Genomic DNA, 17,401 nt, shown 5'->3' on the forward strand with positions numbered 1-17,401 from the left:
ATGCGGCGTGGTGGTCCTTCGGTCCTGGGAATCGTGCTGGCCGGCGGCGAGGGCAAACGCCTGATGCCTCTGACGGCGGACCGCGCCAAACCCGCGGTCACCTTCGGCGGCACCTACCGCCTGGTCGACTTCGTGCTGTCCAACCTGGTCAACGGCGACATCCTGCGCATCTGCGTCCTGACGCAGTACAAGTCGCACTCGCTGGACCGGCACATCACCACCACCTGGCGGATGTCCAATCTGCTGGGCAACTACGTCACGCCCGTGCCCGCCCAGCAGCGCCTCGGCCCGCGCTGGTACCTGGGCAGCGCCGACGCGATCCTGCAGTCGCTGAACCTCGTCTACGACGAGCAACCCGAGTACGTAGCCGTCTTCGGCGCCGACCACGTCTACCGCATGGACCCCCGCCAGATGCTCGCCCAGCACATCGAGAGCGGCGCGGGCGTGACGGTGGCCGGGATCCGGGTGCCGCGCACCGAGTCCTCGTCCTTCGGGGTGATCACGCCGGGCTCGGACGGCCAGACGGTGGAGCGGTTCCTGGAGAAGCCGACGGATCCGCCCGGTCTGCCGGACGACCCCGACATGGTCTTCGCCTCCATGGGCAACTACATCTTCACCACCAAGGCCCTCATCGAGGCGCTCCGGCGGGACGCGGAGGACGAGTCCTCCGTGCACGACATGGGCGGCTCGATCCTGCCCCAGCTCACCGACCGGGGCGAGGCGGCGCTCTACGACTTCAGCGCCAACCATGTGCCCGGCGAGACCACCCGCGACCAGGGCTACTGGCGGGACGTCGGCACGCTGGACGCCTACTACGAGGCCCACATGGACCTGATCGCCGAGCGCCCCGCGTTCAACCTGTACAACCGCAGCTGGCCGATCTACACGCACTCGTACCAGCTCTCGCCGGCCCGCTTCAACGCCGGCGGCATCGCCAGCGAGTCCATCATCAGCGCGGGCTGCCTCGTGCGCGGGCAGGTCACGCGGTCCGTGCTGTCGCCGGGTGTCGTGGTGGACCCCGGGGCGGTGGTGCAGGGCTCCGTGCTGCACGACAACGTGCACATCGGCCGGGGAGCGGTGGTGCGGGGCGCCGTCCTCGACAAGAACGTCGAGGTGCCGCCGGGTGCGACGATCGGCGTCAACCCGGAGCGGGACGCCGAGCTGTACACGGTGTCCAAGGGCGGCGTCATCGCCCTGGGGAAGGGCCAGTTGGTCACCTGAGGCGGTCCCCGCCCGGGGACTTTGTCCTGCCTCTGGACGAAGAGCGGAATCCGTGTTGTCATGCCCTCGCCCGTTCATGACATCGTTGTAAACGGAGGTTCCGTGCGTACCGGACCCCTCAGAAACCGGCTCGCGTTACTGCTCGCCGCGCTCCTGGCCCTCACCGGCCTGACCGCGGCCCCCGCCCTGGCGGACGACCCCGCAGAGATCCACGGCCTCAAGGGCGAGTACTTCACCCACTCCGCCCCCGGCACCTTCGACTTCCACACTCTCAAGGCGACGACCGTCGACCAGGACCTCGACTTCGACAACCTGGAACCGCGCCTGAACTTCACCACCGGCCGCTCGGACGACGTCAGCGTCCGCTGGACCGGAAAGATCGTCCCGGAGAAGACCGGCCCCCACACGTTCTCGGTCATCGGCGACAACGGCTTCCGCCTCTGGATCGACGGAAAGCCCCTCATCGACCACTGGGTGGACGACTGGGACCGCGAACAGACGGCCCAGCCCGTCGACCTGACCGCCGGCAAGGCATACGACATCAAGGTCGAGTACTTCGAGCACTACGGCGGCTCCAACCTCCACCTCCGCTGGACCCGGCCGGGCGCCGGCAAGGAGCCGGTCCCGCAGTCGGCGTTCCGCCTCCCCGACGGCTTCGACTACGACGGAGCCCTCGCGGCCACCGTCCAGTCCACCGGCCGCACCCTGAAGCTCGACTTCGCCCAGCCCCTCGCCGTACCCCCGGCGGGCTTCACCGACCACCTCAAGGCGGTGATCGGCGGCGCCGAGTGGCCCCTGGGCGCGGCGCGACCGGACCCGTCCGACCCCACCTCGCTCCTGATCGCCCTCGACGAGCCGGTCGTCGGCAACAAGACCGGCACGGCCCGCGGCACCGCCGACCTCCGCTACGACGGGCAGGGTGGCCTCTCCGACGCCGAAGGCAACGTTGTCAGCGCGTTCATGACCAGCGGCCCGAACCGCTCCACGCACCAGCTGAGCACCCGCTGGGCGGACGAGGTCGGACCGGACAACGCCCACCCCGAGTACCCGCGCCCGCAGCTCACCCGGGACGCCTGGCAGGGCCTCAACGGCCGCTGGCAGTTCGCCGCCGCCGAGCCCGGCGAGCAGCCGCCCGCCGGCAAGAACCTGAAGGAACGCATCCTCGTCCCGTACCCGGTGGAGTCCCGGCTCTCCGGCATCGAACGCCACGAGGACCGCATGTGGTACCGCCGCACCTTCACGGTGCCCGCCGGCTGGGACATCGGCTCCGGCAAGCGGCTCAAGCTCAACTTCGGCGGCGTCGACTGGCGGTCCGAGGTGTACGTCAACGGCAGGAAGGTCGCCGAGCACGAGGGCGGCTACGACAAGTTCAGCGCCGACATCACCGACGCGCTGAAGCCCGGCCGCACCCAGGAGCTGATCGTCGGCGTCTACGACCCGACCGACGCGGCATCCGGCGAGAACCCGCCGCTCGGCAAGCAGCGCCTGGACCCCAGCGGCATCTGGTACACCCCGTCCTCCGGCATCTGGCAGACGGTCTGGATGGAGCCCGTGTCCCGCGACCACACGGACTCCCTCAAGCTCACCCCGGACGTGGCGGGCGAGAAGCTCACTGTGGAGGCCCGGGGCGTCCGGGACGGCGTACCGATCACGGCGACGGCGTACGACGGGAAGCGCGAGGTGGCCACGGCGAGCGGCCGCACCGGCCGGCCGTTGACCCTGACGATCCGCGACCCGCGCCTGTGGTCGCCCGACGACCCGTTCCTCTACAAGCTCAAGGTGAAGGTCGGCGCCGACCGGGTCGGCAGCTACTTCGGAATGCGCTCCATCGCCGTCGAGAAGGTGAACGGCGTCCCGCGCACGGTCCTCAACGGCGAGCCGGTCTTCATGATGGCCACCCTCGACCAGGGCTTCTGGCCGGACGGCCTGCACACCGCGCCCACCGACGAGGCACTCGCCTACGACCTGAAGGCGCACAAGCGGCTCGGCTTCAACTCCGTCCGCAAGCACATCAAGGTCGAGCCGGACCGCTGGTTCTACTGGGCAGACCGGCTCGGGCTGCTGGTGTGGCAGGACATGCCCGCGATGACGGCCGGGGTGAACCCGAGCGCGTCCTCCCGGGCGCGGTACGAGCGCGAGATGAAGGAGATGATCGACGAGCACATCAGCAGCCCGTCGGTCGTCATGTGGGTGACCTTCAACGAAGGCTGGGGCCAGTACGACGTGGGCCGGGTCGCCGAGCAGGCCAAGGCGTGGGACCCCACCCGGCTGGTCAACGGCCAGTCCGGGCTCAACCTGGGCGCCGACGGCGGCACCGGCGACCTCATGGACGAGCACGGCTATCCCAGCCCCGCCCTGCCACCGCGCCCCGACGGCGAGCGCGCCCTGGTCAGCGGCGAGTACGGCGGCCTCGGACTGGCGGTGCCCGGCCACGCCTGGTCGGTGCAGCAGTCCTACGTCGACGTCGACCCGGCCACCTACACCGAGGACTACCTGACCAAGCTCGACGAGGTCCGGGCCCTGGTCTGCCGGGGCAGCAGCGGTGCCGTGTACACCCAGATCGCGGACGTCGAGGGTGAGCTGAACGGCTTCCTCACCTACGACCGAGCCGTCCTGAAACCGGACACGGCCCGGCTCAAGGCGGCACACCAGGCGCTGATCCGTGACGCCTCCCGGGTGACTCCCACGGAGTGCCCGGCGCCGCAACCTGTGCTGGACTGACCACACATGCACCATAAGTCCCGCCCCTCTCGCCGGGGCGGGACTTAATCTGCTGTTAACTGTACGTAGCCTGATCGTACTTGACCGTAATCGGTTGGTGGCGGTTGACTGCTGACCCACCCCGTCGTCGACGCGAGGCAAGCCCTTGACTGCTGACCTGCTCGCTCCTCTCGACCTGGCGTTCTGGAACCTCGAGTCCGCCGAGCACCCGATGCACCTCGGGGCGCTCGGGATCTTCCCGGCCCGGTCGCCGGCCGCGGGTGCTCACGCCGCGGACCTGCTCGCGGCCCGTGCCGCCGGCGTCCCCGGACTGCGCATGCGCATCCGAGACGTGTGGCAGCCGCTGCCCTCGGCCCTGCGCCGGCCGCTCACCTTCGGCGGCGCGGCCCGGGAACCGGACCCGGACTTCGACCCCCAGCACCATGTGCGGCTGCACGACCCGACCGCGGACTTCCACGCGGCGGCGAGCCGGCTCATGGGGCGTCCGCTGGAACGCGGCCGGCCGCCCTGGGAGGCCCATGTGCTGCCGGGCGAGGACGAAGGCTCCTTCGCGGTGCTGTTCAAGTTCCACCACGCGCTCGCCGACGGGCTGCGGGCCCTGACCCTCGCCGCGGGCGTCATGGACCCGATGGACCTGCCCGCGCCCCGGCCCCGCACCGTCGAGCCCCCGCGCGGCCTGCTGCCGGAGGTGCGCGACCTGCCCGGGATGGTGCGCGGCGCCCTGTCCGACGTGGGCCGGGCCCTGGACATCGGCGCCTCGGTCGCCCGCTCCTCCCTCGATGTGCGCTCCACCCCCGCCCTCACCTGCGAGCCGAGCGGCACCCGCCGCACCGCCGGAGTGGTTCTCGACCTCGACGACGTGCACCGCGTCCGCAAGACCGTCGGCGGCACCGTCAACGACGTGCTGATCGCCGTCGTCGCGGGCGCCCTGCGCCGCTGGCTCGACGAGCGCGGCGACGGCAGCGAGGGCGTCGCGCCCCGCGCCCTGATCCCCGTCTCCAAGCGCCGTCCGCGCACCGCCTACCCACAGGGCAACCGGCTCTCGGGTTACCTGATACGGCTTCCGGTGCACGACGAGGACCCGCTGGCGCGCCTCGCCTCGGTCCGTACCGCCATGGACCGCAACAAGGACGCCGGCCCCAACCGGGGCGCGGGCGCCGTCGCCCTGCTCGCCGACCATGTCCCCGCCCTCGCCCACCGGCTCGGCGGGCCCCTGGTCGGCCAGGCGGCCCGGCTCTGGTTCGACATCCTGGTGACCAGCGTGCCCCTGCCCAGCCTCGGCCTGAAACTCGGCGGCCACCCGCTCACCGCCGTGTTCCCCTTCGCCCCGCTCGCCCCCGGCCACTCCCTGGCGGTGGCGGTCTCGACGTACCGGGGCAGCGTCCACTACGGCCTCGTCGCCGACGCCGAGGCCGTCCCCGACCTCGACCGATTCGCGACCGCCCTCTCCGAGGAGGTGCGGACACTGATCACGGCCTGCGAGTCGTGATCAGGAGCTGGTTTGGCGGTCCGGCGCGGCGCTCCGTAAAATTCGCCCTTCGAATGCGGGCGCGACCGGCGCGCCGCGACGGCAGAGCAGGGAACGACAACGGCGATGACGGTGACAGAGGACGGCCCGCAGGCCATGGACGAGGCGAGCGGGCTCTCGTACGGACCCGGCATCGACCCGGAGCGTCTGGCGGTCTGCCTCAGCGTGCTCGAGGAACTCGACAAGCTGGAGGTCGACCACCCGGACGCCATCGCCGTACGCCGGGCCACCGCGGGCATCTACCGCACGGTCAAGCAGCGCCGCCGCCAGGAGCGCCGGGCCGCCAAGACCGCCCACGACAAGGCGGTCACGGAGGCCACGGCGACCGGCTCCGCCCAGCGCATCGACGACGAGACCGAGGGCATCCTGCCGTCGTCGGCCACCGAGGCGGGCAGGATCGCGGGGATACTCCAGCGCCCGCGCTCCTGCTACACCTGCAAGTCCCGGTACGTGGAAGTCGACTACTTCTACCACCAGCTCTGTCCCGACTGCGCCCGCGTGAACCGCGAGAAGCGCGACGTCCGCGCCGACCTCACCGGCAAGCGGGCCCTGCTCACCGGCGGACGCGCCAAGATCGGCATGTACATCGCGCTCCGGCTGCTGCGCGACGGCGCGCACACGACGATCACCACGCGCTTCCCGAAGGACGCCATCCGCCGCTTCAAGGCGATGGACGACTCGGCGGACTGGATGCACCGCCTCGAGGTCGTCGGCATCGACCTGCGCGACCCGGCGCAGGCCGTGGCCCTCGCCGATCAGGTCGCCGAGGCGGGCCCCCTCGACATCCTGGTCAACAACGCCACGCAGACCGTGCGCCGGCTGCCCTCCGCCTACGCCGCCCTGGTCGACGGCGAGAGCGCGCCGCTGCCCGCCGGTGAGCTTCCCGCCCACCACGTCATCGGCGCCTTCAATTCCGGCGCGGTCGACGGCCTGGCCGCGCTGCCGCTGGGCACCAGCGGCCTCGACGCGCAGAAGGTCGCCGACCTCGCCCTGGTCGCGGGCAACGCCAGCGTCGAGCGGCACCTCGCCGGCACCGCGATCGACGCGGGCGGGCTCGTGCCCGACGTGGTCGACTCCAACACCTGGGTGCAGACCATCGAGCAGATCTCGCCGGTGGAGCTGCTGGAGACCCAGCTGTGCAACTACACGGCGCCGTTCATCCTGATCAGCAAGTTGCGGCCGGCGATGGCCGAGGCCGCGAAGAAGGCGGCGAGCGGGCGGGCCTACGTCGTGAACGTCTCGGCGATGGAGGGTGTGTTCGGGCGCGGGTACAAGGGGGCCGGGCATCCGAACACGAACGCCGCGAAGGCCGCGATGAACATGGTGACGCGGACCAGTGCGCAGGAGATGTTCCAGGGCGACGGGATTCTGATGACCTCGGTCGACACGGGGTGGATCACGGACGAGCGGCCGCACTACGACAAGCTGCGGCTCGCGGAGGAGGGGTTCCACGCGCCGCTGGATCTTGTCGACGGGGCGGCGCGTGTGTATGACCCGATCGTGCGGGGTGAGGCGGGGGAGGATCTGTACGGGGTGTTCTTGAAGGATTACGCGCCCGGGAAGTGGTAGGGGATGTGTCCGCGGGTTGAGTGTGGCTTGTCGCGCAGTTCCCCGTGCCCCTGAAAGGCCGGGCTGCGCGCTGCCCTTGCTCGGGTGCCGCCGTCGACCACCAGGTCGGCGCCCGTCACCCACTCCGCCGCGTCCGACGCCAGCCACACGACCGCCCTCGCGATGTCCTCCGGCTCCCCGATCCGGCCGAGAGGCAATCCGGCGGCCACCTGTTCCTCTCCCGGTTCCCATACGAACCGGGCCATCTCGGTGCGAACCAGGCCGGGGGAGACGGAGTTCACCCGGACCCGGGGGCCCAGTTCGCCCGCCAGTTGCTGGGTGAGGTGCAGCAGGGCGGCCTTGCTCGTGCCGTACGCGCCCACGTTCGGGCCGACGTGTCCGGCGCCCTCCGTGCACACGTTGATCACCGTGCCGCCGTGTTCCGACATCCAGGACCGCCACGCGCACTGCACGAGCCGTAGCGGTGCCTCGACGTTGACGGTGAAGGCCTCGCTCCAGGCCTCGGGGGCGGCGTCCATGAGCGGCCCGTAGGGCTGGTTCGTCGCCGCGTTGTTGACCAGGATGTCGAGGCGGCCGAACTCGCGCACGGCCAGCTCGGTCAGGCGCCGGGGATGGCCGGGGTCGGCGACACTGCCCGCGAGCCCGATGCCGCCCAGGTCCTCGGCGGTGCGCCGTACCTCGTCGGCGTCCCGCGCGGTCACACACACCGAAGCTCCGGCGTTCACCAGGTGGCGGGCGACGGCCAGCCCGATCCCGCGCGTCGCCCCCGTGACCACGGCGGCTCTGCCCTCCAGCCCGTACGACGAGGACCCCATCGACGTACCGTCTCATGACACACCGTCAGTCGACAGCCCCGAGACGGGAGTTGCGTGCCGCCAAGAGGTCCAGCACCGTGCGCCAGTCCTCCAGGACCCCGGCGTCGAACCCGGCCGTGCGGCCCTCCTCGGTCGCCTGGCGCAGGGTGAGGAGGTCGTCGTCGGCGGCGGCGTCCAGGCGGGGGCACCGGCGGACGAGACGCGAGACCCGCTCGCCCAGCAGGGAGCGCACCGCGTGCGCCGCGTGGTCGGCGCGCGCGGCCGGATCGCCGGGCCACAGCAGCCCGCCGACGGGCTGCACAAGACCCGCCACTTGGAGCTCCTTGTCGGCCGGGCGGCCGCGGCGCAGCAGCGCGGCGGTCCGCAGCGCGTGGTCGTGGAGGTCGACCGGCGGGCGGTCGCGCTCCGGGGCGTCCCTGGTGCCCCGGCAGGTGTACAGCAGATCCATCAGCTCCTCGACGCTGCGCAGCTCCATGCGTCAGTCCTCCTGCGAGACAGCCGTTGCCGTGCGGCAGCAGATCATGGCGAGCTTTCGACTCAGCCAACGGCACTTGAACTGCGCAACCGTGTCGAAAGCGCATACGCCCTTGTACGCCGTTCGGGTGGTACGCAAAACGCCTGTGAGTGAACAAATCGTTGTCTAAACCTGAGCTGAACACCAGATGACGCGCGATTGTTACCGGTCGTTTTCAGCCCCATCGAGCGGGGGGCCGCTCATTTGGTTAATCTGGTCCGGACGGACAGCAGTACGGGGTCCTACCCACACCCACGGTCCGTCATGGGACAAGCCGGAACACCACGGCCTCTCCCGTGAGTCGACCGGCGCCACCGCGACCGAACTGCTTTTGACATCAGACCCATACGGGCGTCAGGCGCAGCAGGAGCGGCGCGTGCGTCCCGAGGGTGACCGACACATAAGGAGTGCGCGGTGACACCGGAGAAGACGAATCGAGATCAGCGCCCCAAGGAACGCAGCGAGCGCGCCGGCCGGCGGGCCGACGAGCTCGGGAGCCTTGACGTGTGGGCCCGGTCGGCCCCGATCCGCCTCGCGGGCTACGAGGAGGACCTCGCAGAGCCCCACATCCTGCCCAGCGTCGACTGACGGCGGGCGCACCCCCTCCACGATCACCGAGCGCATGGGCGTGCCAGACTCGCGTCCATGCTGATCAGGGAAGCAACGGCTGACGACTGGCCGCGTATCTGGCCGTTCTGGCACCGCATCGTCGCCGCGGGCGAGACCTACGCATGGGACCCGGGTACCTCCGAGGAGGAGGCCCGGGTCCTGTGGATGAATCCGGCGAAACAGGTCTATGTCGTCGAGGACGACAGCGGCCGTGTCGTCGCCTCCGCCTATCTCACCCCCAACTACGGTGGCCCCGCCGCCCGTATCGCCAACGCCGGCTTCATGGTCGACCCCGGCCAGGGCGGCCGTGGCTACGGCCGCGCCCTCGCCGAACACCTCCTGACCGAAGCCAGGGCCGCCGGCTACCGGGGCATGGTGTTCAACGCCGTCGTCGAGACCAACCCGGCCGTGAAGCTGTGGACCTCCTTGGGCTTCACGGTCCTCGGCACGGTGCCGGAAGCGTTCGACCATCCCCGGGACGGCCGGGTGGGGCTGCACATCATGTACCGGGCGCTGTAAGGATCCGAGAGCACCGGCACCCCCGGGCCGCCGTCAGGGCCGGACGTACGGCCGGGTCATGATCTCCATGTTGTGCCCGTCCGGGTCGTCGAAGTAGGCGCCGTGCCCCCCGAAGAGGTCGTTGACGCGGCCGGGTTCGGTGTGGTTGGGGTCGGCGTAGTAGGTGACCCCGAGCGCCTCCAGGCGGCCGATCATGGCGTCGAACCGCTCCTCGGGCACGAGGAACGCGTAGTGCTGGGCCTGGATCGGCTCGTCGCGCTTCTCGTAGTAGTCGAGAGTCACGCCGTTGCCCAGGTCGATGGGCAGGAACGGTCCGAAGGGGGCACCGACCTCCAGGCCGAGGACGGCCGCCAGGAACTCCGCCGACAACCGGCGGTCCGAGGCGAAAACGGCGGTGTGATTGAGGTGAGCGACGGTGGTCGGCAGGTCAGGCGTGTGCTGTGCGGGGGACATGAGTGGGTTCGTCTCCGGTTTCGGGATCCGTGGTGAAGCGCCGTCGCGGCGCGGGGAACGGGGAAACGGAGACGGGAGGCGGGGCTCGTGCCCTCTCCGGCTCTCGGACGGGCCCGGGCGGGGTCACCCCCGCCGCGCTCACGTCGAGGCCGGGCGCCTCACTCGTGCATGGCCTACGGCCGACCCGGCAGTCACCCGGCCGACTCTAGTTCACCGGCGCCGTACGCCGCCACGGGGTTTTCTCCTCCAACTGCTCGGCCAGAGACAGGAGTCGGGACTCCGTGCCCGGGCGTCCCACCAGCTACACGGCACAGGGAGCGCCGGAGGGGAGGGTTCCGCAGGGGACGGACATGGCGGGCCATCCGGTCAGGTTCCACGCGGGCGTCAGCGGCGAGTAGTTCGTGTTCGTCAGCACATTGCGCAGCCAGCCCCGCTCGTGCCAGGGCGCGGCCTTCGGGGAGCGGCGGGCGAGCGCGGGGGTGAGCAGCACGTCGTACTCGGCGAAGAAGGGCTCCCTCCGCCGGCGCAGTTGTTCCCGGCTCGTCCCGGCGCGCGCCGTGCCCACGAAGGGCCGGCCGAGTGTGGAGTGGACCCGGGTGCGGCGCGTGAGCAGACGCCGGTCGAGGTGCCGGGCGTCCGCGGCCGTGCCCGCCGTCCAGTGGATCAGTGAGGTCAGGGCGAGCGACAACGGGTAGGGCGGGTCGGCGCGCCGGACCTGATGGCCGGCCTTCATCAGCACCTCGGCCGCCTCCCGGGCGGCGGTGGTGTACGGCCGGCTGATGGTGACCCCGGCCAGGGGGCTGCGCAGCGACACGGCGACCCGGAGGCCGCCCGGCTCCGACCGGGCCCCGGGCTCGGTGCCCGCGAGGACCGAGAGCATCAGACGGGCGTCCTCGACCGTCGTGGCGAGGGGCCCGTTCTCCGACATGCCGAACCAGTCGCTGTCCCCGACGCCCGTCGGGACCACCCCGTGGCCCGGCTTGATGGTGACGAGGCCGCAGTTGGCGGCCGGTATGCGCAGCGAGCCCATGCCGTCGTTGCCGAGGGCGATGGGCACCATCCCGGCGGCGACCGCGGCGGCGCTGCCGCCCGACGAACCACCCGCCGAACGCGTCGGGTCCCAGGGGTTGCGGGAGATGCCCAGCACGCCGTCCGTCGTGCCGAAGACACACAGTTCCGGGACGTTCGTCAGCCCCACCACCACCGCTCCCGCCGCCCGCAGCCGGGCCACCGTCACATGGTCCTCGGCCGCCGGTGTACCGGGGGTGGCGGCCGAGCCGACGCGCCGGGACTCGCCGCGCACCGTGAGGTTGTCCTTGACCGCCACGGGCACCCCGGCGAGGGGCAGACCGGCGAAGTCCCCGCGCGCGGCCACCTCCTCGGCCTCGGCCAGCGCCGCCTCGGCACGCACCGTGCGGAAGGCCCCGATCCGGCCGTCGAGCCGCCCGATCCGGTCGAGGTGCTCGGCGACCACCTCGCGAGGGGTGACCCGCTTCTCACGGACGGCGGCGGATATCTCGGCGGCGGTGCGGCCGGCCCAACTGGTCACGGAGAACTCCTCGGAGGGGAGAGGCACGGGCTTACTGGCGAGTACGTAGGGAGAACTGTGCACCGGCAGGGGGCGCACGTCGAGGTCACCGGCCGGACAGCGCCCCTCGGTACGCCCCATGCGCCCCCGGACATCCGATCAATGGCTCAACTTTCATGCCTGCATGCCCCATTGACAGCCGTCGACGCCAGCTCAATGATCAGACGTCCGATGAATGGGGAGCCGTATGACTGAGCGCAGAAGACGGCGAACGTGGTGGCCCGGAGTCCTGGCGGCACTGGCGCTGCTGGTCACCTCGGCACCGGGGACACCCGCGGTGGCGCGCGAGGAGCCGCGGACACCGGTCACCGTGCCCGCGCTCACCGACTGGTCCCCGGAATCCGGGAGTTACGCCTACGGCCGGGGCACCCGGCTGGTGGCCGGCACCGGGGCCGAGCGCCGGGTCGCCGGCACCCTCGCGGCCGACCTCCGGGCGGCCGGTCACGGCACGGTCCCCGTCGTCGGCGGCGGCGGAGCCCGGGCCGGTGACATCGTCATCGACATCCAGCCCGGCAGATCCTCGCTCGGCCCGGAGGGCTACGAACTCCACGCGGGCCGACGGCTGTCGGTGACCGGCGCGACCGAGACCGGTGCCTTCTACGGCACCCGGACCCTCCTCCAGTTCCTCGCCCAGGGCGACCGCGTCCCCGCCGGCCGCACCGTAGACGTGCCGCGCTACAAGGAACGGGGCGTCGGCGTCTGCGCCTGCTACGTCCATGTCTCCCTGCCCTGGCTGGAGAACCTGGTGCGCGAGATGGCGTACCACAAGCTCAACCAGCTGCTGCTCGAACTGAAGGTGAAGAGCGACGCCCACCCCGAGGCCAACACCTGGGGCTACTACACCAAGGACGAGATCCGCCGGCTGGTCGCGCTCGGCGCGAAGTACCACGTCGAGATCATTCCCGAGATCAACTCCCCGGGCCACATGGACCCGTGGATAGAGAACCGCCCCGACCTCCAGCTCACCGACACGGACGGCGCCAGGCAGCCCTCCCGGCTGGACATCACCCGGCCCGAGGCCTTCGCCTACTACACCAGCCTGATGGACGAGTACGCCGAGGTCTTCCCCGGGCCGGACTGGCACATGGGCGCCGACGAGTACATGCTCGGCTCCGACTTCGCCAAGTACCCGCAGGTCCTCGAGTACGCGCGGAAGAGATACGGCCCGGACGCCACCCCCCAGGACGCGTTCGTCGACTTCGTCAACCGCGTCCACGCCCACGCGGCCGCCAAGGGCAAGCGGTTGCGCATCTGGAACGACGGGCTCACCGGCGCCAACACCGTGCCGGTCGCGGCCGGTACGACGGTCGAGCACTGGCTGAACGTGGCCGTCAAGCCGAGTCAACTCATCGCCGACGGCCACCCCTTGATGAACGCGGCGTACGCGCTCTACCTCGTCCGCGGCGGCTTCCACACCGACACCGAGGCGCTCTACGACCAGAGCTGGGACCCGCGCATCTTCGAGGGCGAGAAACTCACCTCCAGCGAAGGCATCACCGGCGCGAAGATCAGCCTGTGGCCCGACAACGGCCGCGGGGAGACCGAGAACGAGGTGGCCGTCGCCCTGTGGCCCGCCCTGCGGCACATCGCCCAGGCCACCTGGGGCGACCCGCACCCCGACGCCACCTACGACGGGTTCACCAAGCGCGGTACGGCCGTGGGCCAGGCGCCCGGCTTCCGTGACCTGACCCGGGTGCCGGTCGCGGACGGGACGTACACGTTCCGGGCGTCCGGCAGGTCCTTCACCGCCGCCGTCCGGCGCACGGCCGACGGCTACGTCACCCTGCGGACCCAGGACGGCTGTCTGGAGGTGCGGGGCGGGAAGCTCACGCTCAACGTGCCCCTCCAGCCGGGCGTCGAGGTGACGCCGCAGACCTGTGACCCCGCCGGCACCCTCCAGCGCTGGGCGCTGGAGCCGGCCGGCGAAGGCGGCTACCGGCTCGTCAACGCCATCACCCGGATGACGGTGAGTGCGACGGACGACGGCCGGATCGCGCAGTACCCGCCCGACCAGCGCACCCCCGCCGTCTGGCAGCTGACCTGAGGAGTCGTCGCCATGGCCGTGTCCCGACGTGTGTTCGTCGCATCAGCCGCCGTCCTCGCCGCGACCGCCGGCATGACGGCACCCGCACTCGCGGCCCCGCCGGATCCTCGTCGCAGCCGCATCCCCGTCGGCCCCGACGACACTCCGGAGGACCTGGTCCGCAAGGCCTCCCAAGTACGCCCCACCGCAGGGCAGATCGCCTGGCAGCGTCTGGAGCGCACCGCCTTCCTGCACTTCGGCGTGAACACCTTCACCGGCCTGGAATGGGGCACCGGCGACGAGGACCCGGACGTCTTCCAGCCGGCCGGCCTCGACACCGACCAGTGGGCCCGCGCCCTGCGCGACGGCGGCTTCAAGCTGGCCATCCTCACCGTCAAGCACCACGACGGCTTCGTCCTCTACCCCTCCCGCTACACCGGCCACACGGTGGCGTCGAGCAGCTGGCGCGACGGCCGGGGTGACGTCCTGCGCGACTTCGCCGACTCCATGCGGCGGCACGGCATCAAGGTCGGCGTCTACATCTCGCCCGCCGACGAGAACCAGTACCTGCACGGTGTGTACGCCAACGGCAGCGCCCGCGCCGACCGCACGATTCCCACCCTCGTCGACGGCGACGACCGCACCCCCTCCCGCTCGTACACGCTCCCCGCGACCGACTACGGCGCCCATATGCTCAACCAGCTCTACGAGGTGCTCACCGAGTACGGCCCGGTCGACGAGGTGTGGTTCGACGGGGCCCAGGGGCACATCCCCCCGGACAAGGTCGAGAAGTACGACTGGGACAGCTGGTACGCCCTCGTGCGGTCCCTCGCCCCGGACGCCGTCGTCGCCGTGACGGGGCCGGACGTCCGCTGGGTCGGCAACGAGGGCGGGCTGGCCCGGGAGGACGAGTGGAGCGTCGTTCCCGTCCAGGAGAAGGACTACGGACGGACCGACTACGCCCTCTCCTACGACGCCCCCGACATGGGCAGCCGGGACGCTCTGGTCGCGGCCCGGCCCGTCGCCGACTACCTCCAGTGGTGGCCCGCCGAGTGCGACGTGTCGATCCGGGACGGCTGGTTCTACCACGCCGACCAGCAGCCCAAGAGCGTCGAGCAGTTGGCGGACATCTACTTCCGCTCCGTCGGCCGGAACTCGGTACTGCTCCTCAACATCCCGCCGGACACCGAGGGGTTGCTGCCCGCCGCCGACGTCACACGCCTGCGGGAGTTCCGTGAGCGCATCGACCGCGAACTGCCCGAGGACCTGGCGCACGGTGCCCGCACCAGCGGCTCGCCGGGCCGGGTCACCGTCGACCTCGGCCGGGAGCGGGAGGTGGACCGGGTCCGGCTGGCGGAGGACATCAGGTACGGCCAGCAGGTGGAGAGCTTCGTGGTGGAGGCGTATCGCGACGGCGGCTGGGGGGAGGTGGCCCGGGCGGGGGCCGTCGGCGCCTGCCGCATCCTGCTGCTGCCCAGGGCCGTGCGGGCCCGGCGGTGGCGGGTCCGGGTGACCGGGGCGCGAGGGGTTGTACGGATCGCGGAGTTCGGGCTGTACCGATCCCGGGTCTGAACGCGCTCAGCGCAGGTGGCGTGCCAAGAAGGCCTCGGTGACGTCCATTTCCGAGGCCCACCGCGGCCCGAACGTGTGCCCCTCGCCGGCGACGGTGCGGAGCTCGACGTCCTTGCCGGCCTCCTCGAACGTACGGGAGACCTCCCGCGACCAGGCGAGGGGGCAGGTGTCGTCCGCTGTGCCGTGCTGGATCAGCAGGAGATCGCTCACGCGGTCGGCGTAGGTGAGGGGCGAGACGCCGCGCCAGAAGTCCGGGTCCTCCTCGGGAGTGCCGTGCTTCTCCTCGATCTCGGCCACCAGAGGGTCGCCGTCGGGCCGCTGGAACTGGTCGATGTTCTCCTGCGGGCGCGCGCTCACCGGCGCGTACGCCACGGCCGCGTCGAAGAGACCGGGCGCCACGACCAGCGTGTTGTACACGACTCCGCCGCCCATCGACCGGCCGAACAGACCGAGGCGGTCGCCGTCGATCTCCGGGCGCCCCGAGTCGCGCAGGGCCAGGGCGGCGCCGATGACGTCCTCGGTGTAGCCGAGCCGCAGGTTCTCGTCGTTCTCGGGGTCCTTGCCGGAGCGGGCGTGGTTGCGGTAGTCGGTGTGCAGCACGACATAGCCGTCGCGGGCCAGGCGGTCCTGCTCGCGTGGCATGCCCTGGCCGCTGAAGTAGACGTCCGGGTCGATGTACCCGTGCGCCAGCACGAGCGCCGGGAAGGGGCCCTCGCCCTCCGGGATGTTCATGATCCCGGAGATCGTCAGGCAGTTGGCCTCGTACGTGACGGCGTAACGGGTGTAGGCGGAGTTCCGGTCGAGCACGTCGCCGAGACGCAGCCCGGAGCCGGTGTGCTCGCGACGCATCAGGGCGGGGAGGGAGACGGGGTCGGCGGCTGAGGGGGTGGGGGAGGGCGTGCCGCGAGGTGGTTCGCTCGTGGCGGGGGCCGAGGTTTCAGCGGCCTCGGCCGTTTCCGACGCCGGAGCGCTCTCGGGCGCGCCTTCGTCCCCACCGCCGGTGCAGCCGGTCGCGACGGCCAGCAGCAGCCCGGCGGTGGCCCAGGCGGTACCCCGTAGCCGCATACGGTCCATTGTGACTCCGCCGGGCCCAGGAGGGCAGGTCCCTGCCGCCCGGCCCGGGCAGGCTCAGGTGCCCCGCGCCACCCCCGTACTGTCCCGCTCGATCAGCCGCGGTACCGGCACCCGCACCGCCCGGGCCGGCCCGCCGTCGAGGAGGGCGGTCAGTTCCCCGGCCGCCGTGCGGCCGAACTCGACGCTGTCCCGGGACAGCGCGGACAGCCACGGTTTGACCAGACGGCACAGGGCGGAGTCCTCCCAGGCCACCACCGACACGTCGGCAGGCACCGCGTAGCCGAGCTCGGTCGCGGCGGCGACCCCGGCGACGGCCATCACGTCGTTGTCGTAGATCAGGGCCGTCGGGGCGGCGGGACCGTCCAGGACCCGGCGGGTGACGGCCGCGCCCGCCTCGTCCGAATAGTCGGTCGGCACCGACTGCACCTCCGACAGGCCCCGGCGCTCGGCCTCCGCGCGCAGCGTCCGGATGCGGCGCTCGGTGTGGGCCAGCCCGGGCAGCCCGGCGATGTGCGCGATCCGCCGATGGCCGAGCGCGTACAGCCCGTCCACCACAGCGGCCATCGCGCCCGCGTCGTCCGCCCACACCGTCGAAAGGCCCGGGTGCCGTTCGTCCGGGGCACCGCCGATCACCACGGCGGGCAGCCCGAGTTCGTCGAGGAGGCCGGGCCGGGGGTCGTCGGTGCGCGGGTCGACGACCAGCACACCGTCCACCCGGTGCTCGGCCCACCACCGCCGGTACACCGCGCACTCGTCGTCGATGTCCTCGGCGATCTGGAACAGCAGACCGAGATGACGCTCGGCCAGCACCTCCTGGATACCGGAGACCAGTTGCAGGAAGAACGAGTCCACGCCCAGCGTGCCCGCCGGCCGGGCCAGGACGAAGCCGACCGTCGCCGCGCCCTCCCCGGACAGGGCGCGCGCCGCCGTGCTGGGCCGCCAGCCCAGTTGCTCGGCGACCCGGCGCACCCGGTCCCGGGTGACCTCGGAGACCCCGGGCCTGCCGTTGAGCGCGAAGGAGACCGCGCTCTCGGAGACCCCGGCCCGCCGGGCGATGTCCTTCATCGTCGGCCGGCGCGCCGGTGAGCGCTTTCCCACGCTTGCTTCTCCATTCGACTCACGCTGTGCACTAATGCGCTTGAGCTTCCCTACCCTAAAGCGCATTAGTGATCGAACACAAGAAGTCGCCTGACTC

The 17,401-nt window shown here is 71.6% G+C and carries 13 protein-coding genes and 1 pseudogene; 8 read left to right on the top strand and 6 right to left on the bottom strand.

From position 1 onward, the window contains the following. From glgC to AC07DF_RS07150, 4 genes are all read left to right on the top strand, one after another. Positions 1-1,221, top strand: coding sequence for a glucose-1-phosphate adenylyltransferase (gene glgC / locus AC07DF_RS07135; protein WP_478967761.1), 1,221 nt, complete (start codon positions 1-3; stop codon positions 1,219-1,221). Between the two features lie 102 nt (positions 1,222-1,323). Next, complete coding sequence (locus tag AC07DF_RS07140) at positions 1,324-3,942, top strand: PA14 domain-containing protein (protein ID WP_478967763.1); 2,619 nt, start codon at positions 1,324-1,326, stop codon at positions 3,940-3,942. A gap of 145 nt (positions 3,943-4,087) precedes the next feature. Beyond that, a complete protein-coding gene (locus AC07DF_RS07145; RefSeq protein ID WP_478967765.1) occupies positions 4,088-5,431 on the top strand; it encodes a wax ester/triacylglycerol synthase family O-acyltransferase in 1,344 nt (447 codons plus the stop codon). 105 nt (positions 5,432-5,536) lie between these two features. Continuing rightward, positions 5,537-7,039, top strand: coding sequence for an SDR family NAD(P)-dependent oxidoreductase (locus AC07DF_RS07150; RefSeq protein ID WP_478967767.1), 1,503 nt, complete (start codon positions 5,537-5,539; stop codon positions 7,037-7,039). On the opposite strand, the gene AC07DF_RS07155 is transcribed toward AC07DF_RS07150, so the two are convergent. Both AC07DF_RS07155 and AC07DF_RS07160 read right to left on the bottom strand, forming a co-directional pair. Then, the gene (locus tag AC07DF_RS07155; protein ID WP_478967769.1) at positions 7,018-7,854 is read right to left on the bottom strand and encodes an SDR family oxidoreductase; all 837 of its coding nucleotides are present in this window, start codon (positions 7,852-7,854) and stop codon (positions 7,018-7,020) included. The two genes, AC07DF_RS07150 and AC07DF_RS07155, sit on opposite strands and share 22 nt — an antisense overlap. Positions 7,855-7,879: 25 nt before the next feature. Beyond that, on the bottom strand, positions 7,880-8,329 hold the full coding sequence (locus tag AC07DF_RS07160) for a hypothetical protein (RefSeq protein WP_478967771.1): 450 nt from the start codon (positions 8,327-8,329) through the stop codon (positions 7,880-7,882). A 453-nt stretch (positions 8,330-8,782) separates the two neighbouring features. On the opposite strand from AC07DF_RS07160, the gene AC07DF_RS07165 reads away from it, so the two are divergent. Both AC07DF_RS07165 and AC07DF_RS07170 read left to right on the top strand, forming a co-directional pair. Beyond that, on the top strand, positions 8,783-8,956 hold the full coding sequence (locus tag AC07DF_RS07165; protein ID WP_184587767.1) for a hypothetical protein: 174 nt from the start codon (positions 8,783-8,785) through the stop codon (positions 8,954-8,956). A 57-nt stretch (positions 8,957-9,013) separates the two neighbouring features. Next, complete coding sequence (locus tag AC07DF_RS07170; RefSeq protein ID WP_478967774.1) at positions 9,014-9,496, top strand: N-acetyltransferase family protein; 483 nt, start codon at positions 9,014-9,016, stop codon at positions 9,494-9,496. Positions 9,497-9,529: 33 nt separating this feature from the next. Here the strand turns inward: AC07DF_RS07170 and AC07DF_RS07175 are convergent, their stop codons facing one another. Together AC07DF_RS07175 and AC07DF_RS07180 are read right to left on the bottom strand one after the other, a co-directional pair. Further along, positions 9,530-9,949 carry a VOC family protein gene (locus AC07DF_RS07175; protein ID WP_478967776.1) on the bottom strand — a complete coding sequence of 140 codons (420 nt, stop codon included), beginning with the start codon at positions 9,947-9,949 and terminating at the stop codon, positions 9,530-9,532. A 205-nt stretch (positions 9,950-10,154) separates the two neighbouring features. Next, positions 10,155-11,498 (bottom strand): annotated as a pseudogene (locus AC07DF_RS07180) (amidase). Between the two features lie 226 nt (positions 11,499-11,724). Here AC07DF_RS07180 and AC07DF_RS07185 point away from each other — a divergent pair. Both AC07DF_RS07185 and AC07DF_RS07190 read left to right on the top strand, forming a co-directional pair. Further along, positions 11,725-13,581: a family 20 glycosylhydrolase gene (locus tag AC07DF_RS07185; RefSeq protein ID WP_478967778.1), complete on the top strand. Its 1,857-nt coding sequence runs from the start codon at positions 11,725-11,727 to the stop codon at positions 13,579-13,581. 12 nt (positions 13,582-13,593) lie between these two features. After that, entirely contained in the window at positions 13,594-15,132 is a 1,539-nt protein-coding gene (locus AC07DF_RS07190) for an alpha-L-fucosidase (protein ID WP_478967780.1), read from the top strand. Positions 15,133-15,138: 6 nt separating this feature from the next. On the opposite strand, the gene AC07DF_RS07195 is transcribed toward AC07DF_RS07190, so the two are convergent. Next, the gene (locus AC07DF_RS07195) at positions 15,139-16,197 is read right to left on the bottom strand and encodes an alpha/beta hydrolase family protein (protein WP_478967783.1); all 1,059 of its coding nucleotides are present in this window, start codon (positions 16,195-16,197) and stop codon (positions 15,139-15,141) included. Positions 16,198-16,260: 63 nt separating this feature from the next. Further along, complete coding sequence (locus AC07DF_RS07200) at positions 16,261-17,271, bottom strand: LacI family DNA-binding transcriptional regulator (RefSeq protein ID WP_478969432.1); 1,011 nt, start codon at positions 17,269-17,271, stop codon at positions 16,261-16,263. Positions 17,272-17,401 lie beyond the last annotated feature (130 nt).

The organism is Streptomyces sp. NPDC044719 (genome assembly GCF_056433405.1).

Bases quoted from the DNA above. Each gene is read 5' to 3' on its own strand.
- AC07DF_RS07155 (WP_478967769.1), bottom strand. From the start codon at position 7,854: ATGGGGTCCTCGTCGTACGGGCTGGAGGGCAGAGCCGCCGTGGTCACG.
- AC07DF_RS07190 (WP_478967780.1), top strand. From the start codon at position 13,594: ATGGCCGTGTCCCGACGTGTGTTCGTCGCATCAGCCGCCGTCCTCGCC.
- AC07DF_RS07170 (WP_478967774.1), top strand. From the start codon at position 9,014: ATGCTGATCAGGGAAGCAACGGCTGACGACTGGCCGCGTATCTGGCCG.
- AC07DF_RS07200 (WP_478969432.1), bottom strand. From the start codon at position 17,271: ATGAAGGACATCGCCCGGCGGGCCGGGGTCTCCGAGAGCGCGGTCTCC.
- AC07DF_RS07160 (WP_478967771.1), bottom strand. From the start codon at position 8,329: ATGGAGCTGCGCAGCGTCGAGGAGCTGATGGATCTGCTGTACACCTGC.
- AC07DF_RS07150 (WP_478967767.1), top strand. From the start codon at position 5,537: ATGACGGTGACAGAGGACGGCCCGCAGGCCATGGACGAGGCGAGCGGG.
- glgC (WP_478967761.1), top strand. From the start codon at position 1: ATGCGGCGTGGTGGTCCTTCGGTCCTGGGAATCGTGCTGGCCGGCGGC.
- AC07DF_RS07195 (WP_478967783.1), bottom strand. From the start codon at position 16,197: ATGCGGCTACGGGGTACCGCCTGGGCCACCGCCGGGCTGCTGCTGGCC.
- AC07DF_RS07185 (WP_478967778.1), top strand. From the start codon at position 11,725: ATGACTGAGCGCAGAAGACGGCGAACGTGGTGGCCCGGAGTCCTGGCG.
- AC07DF_RS07175 (WP_478967776.1), bottom strand. From the start codon at position 9,949: ATGTCCCCCGCACAGCACACGCCTGACCTGCCGACCACCGTCGCTCAC.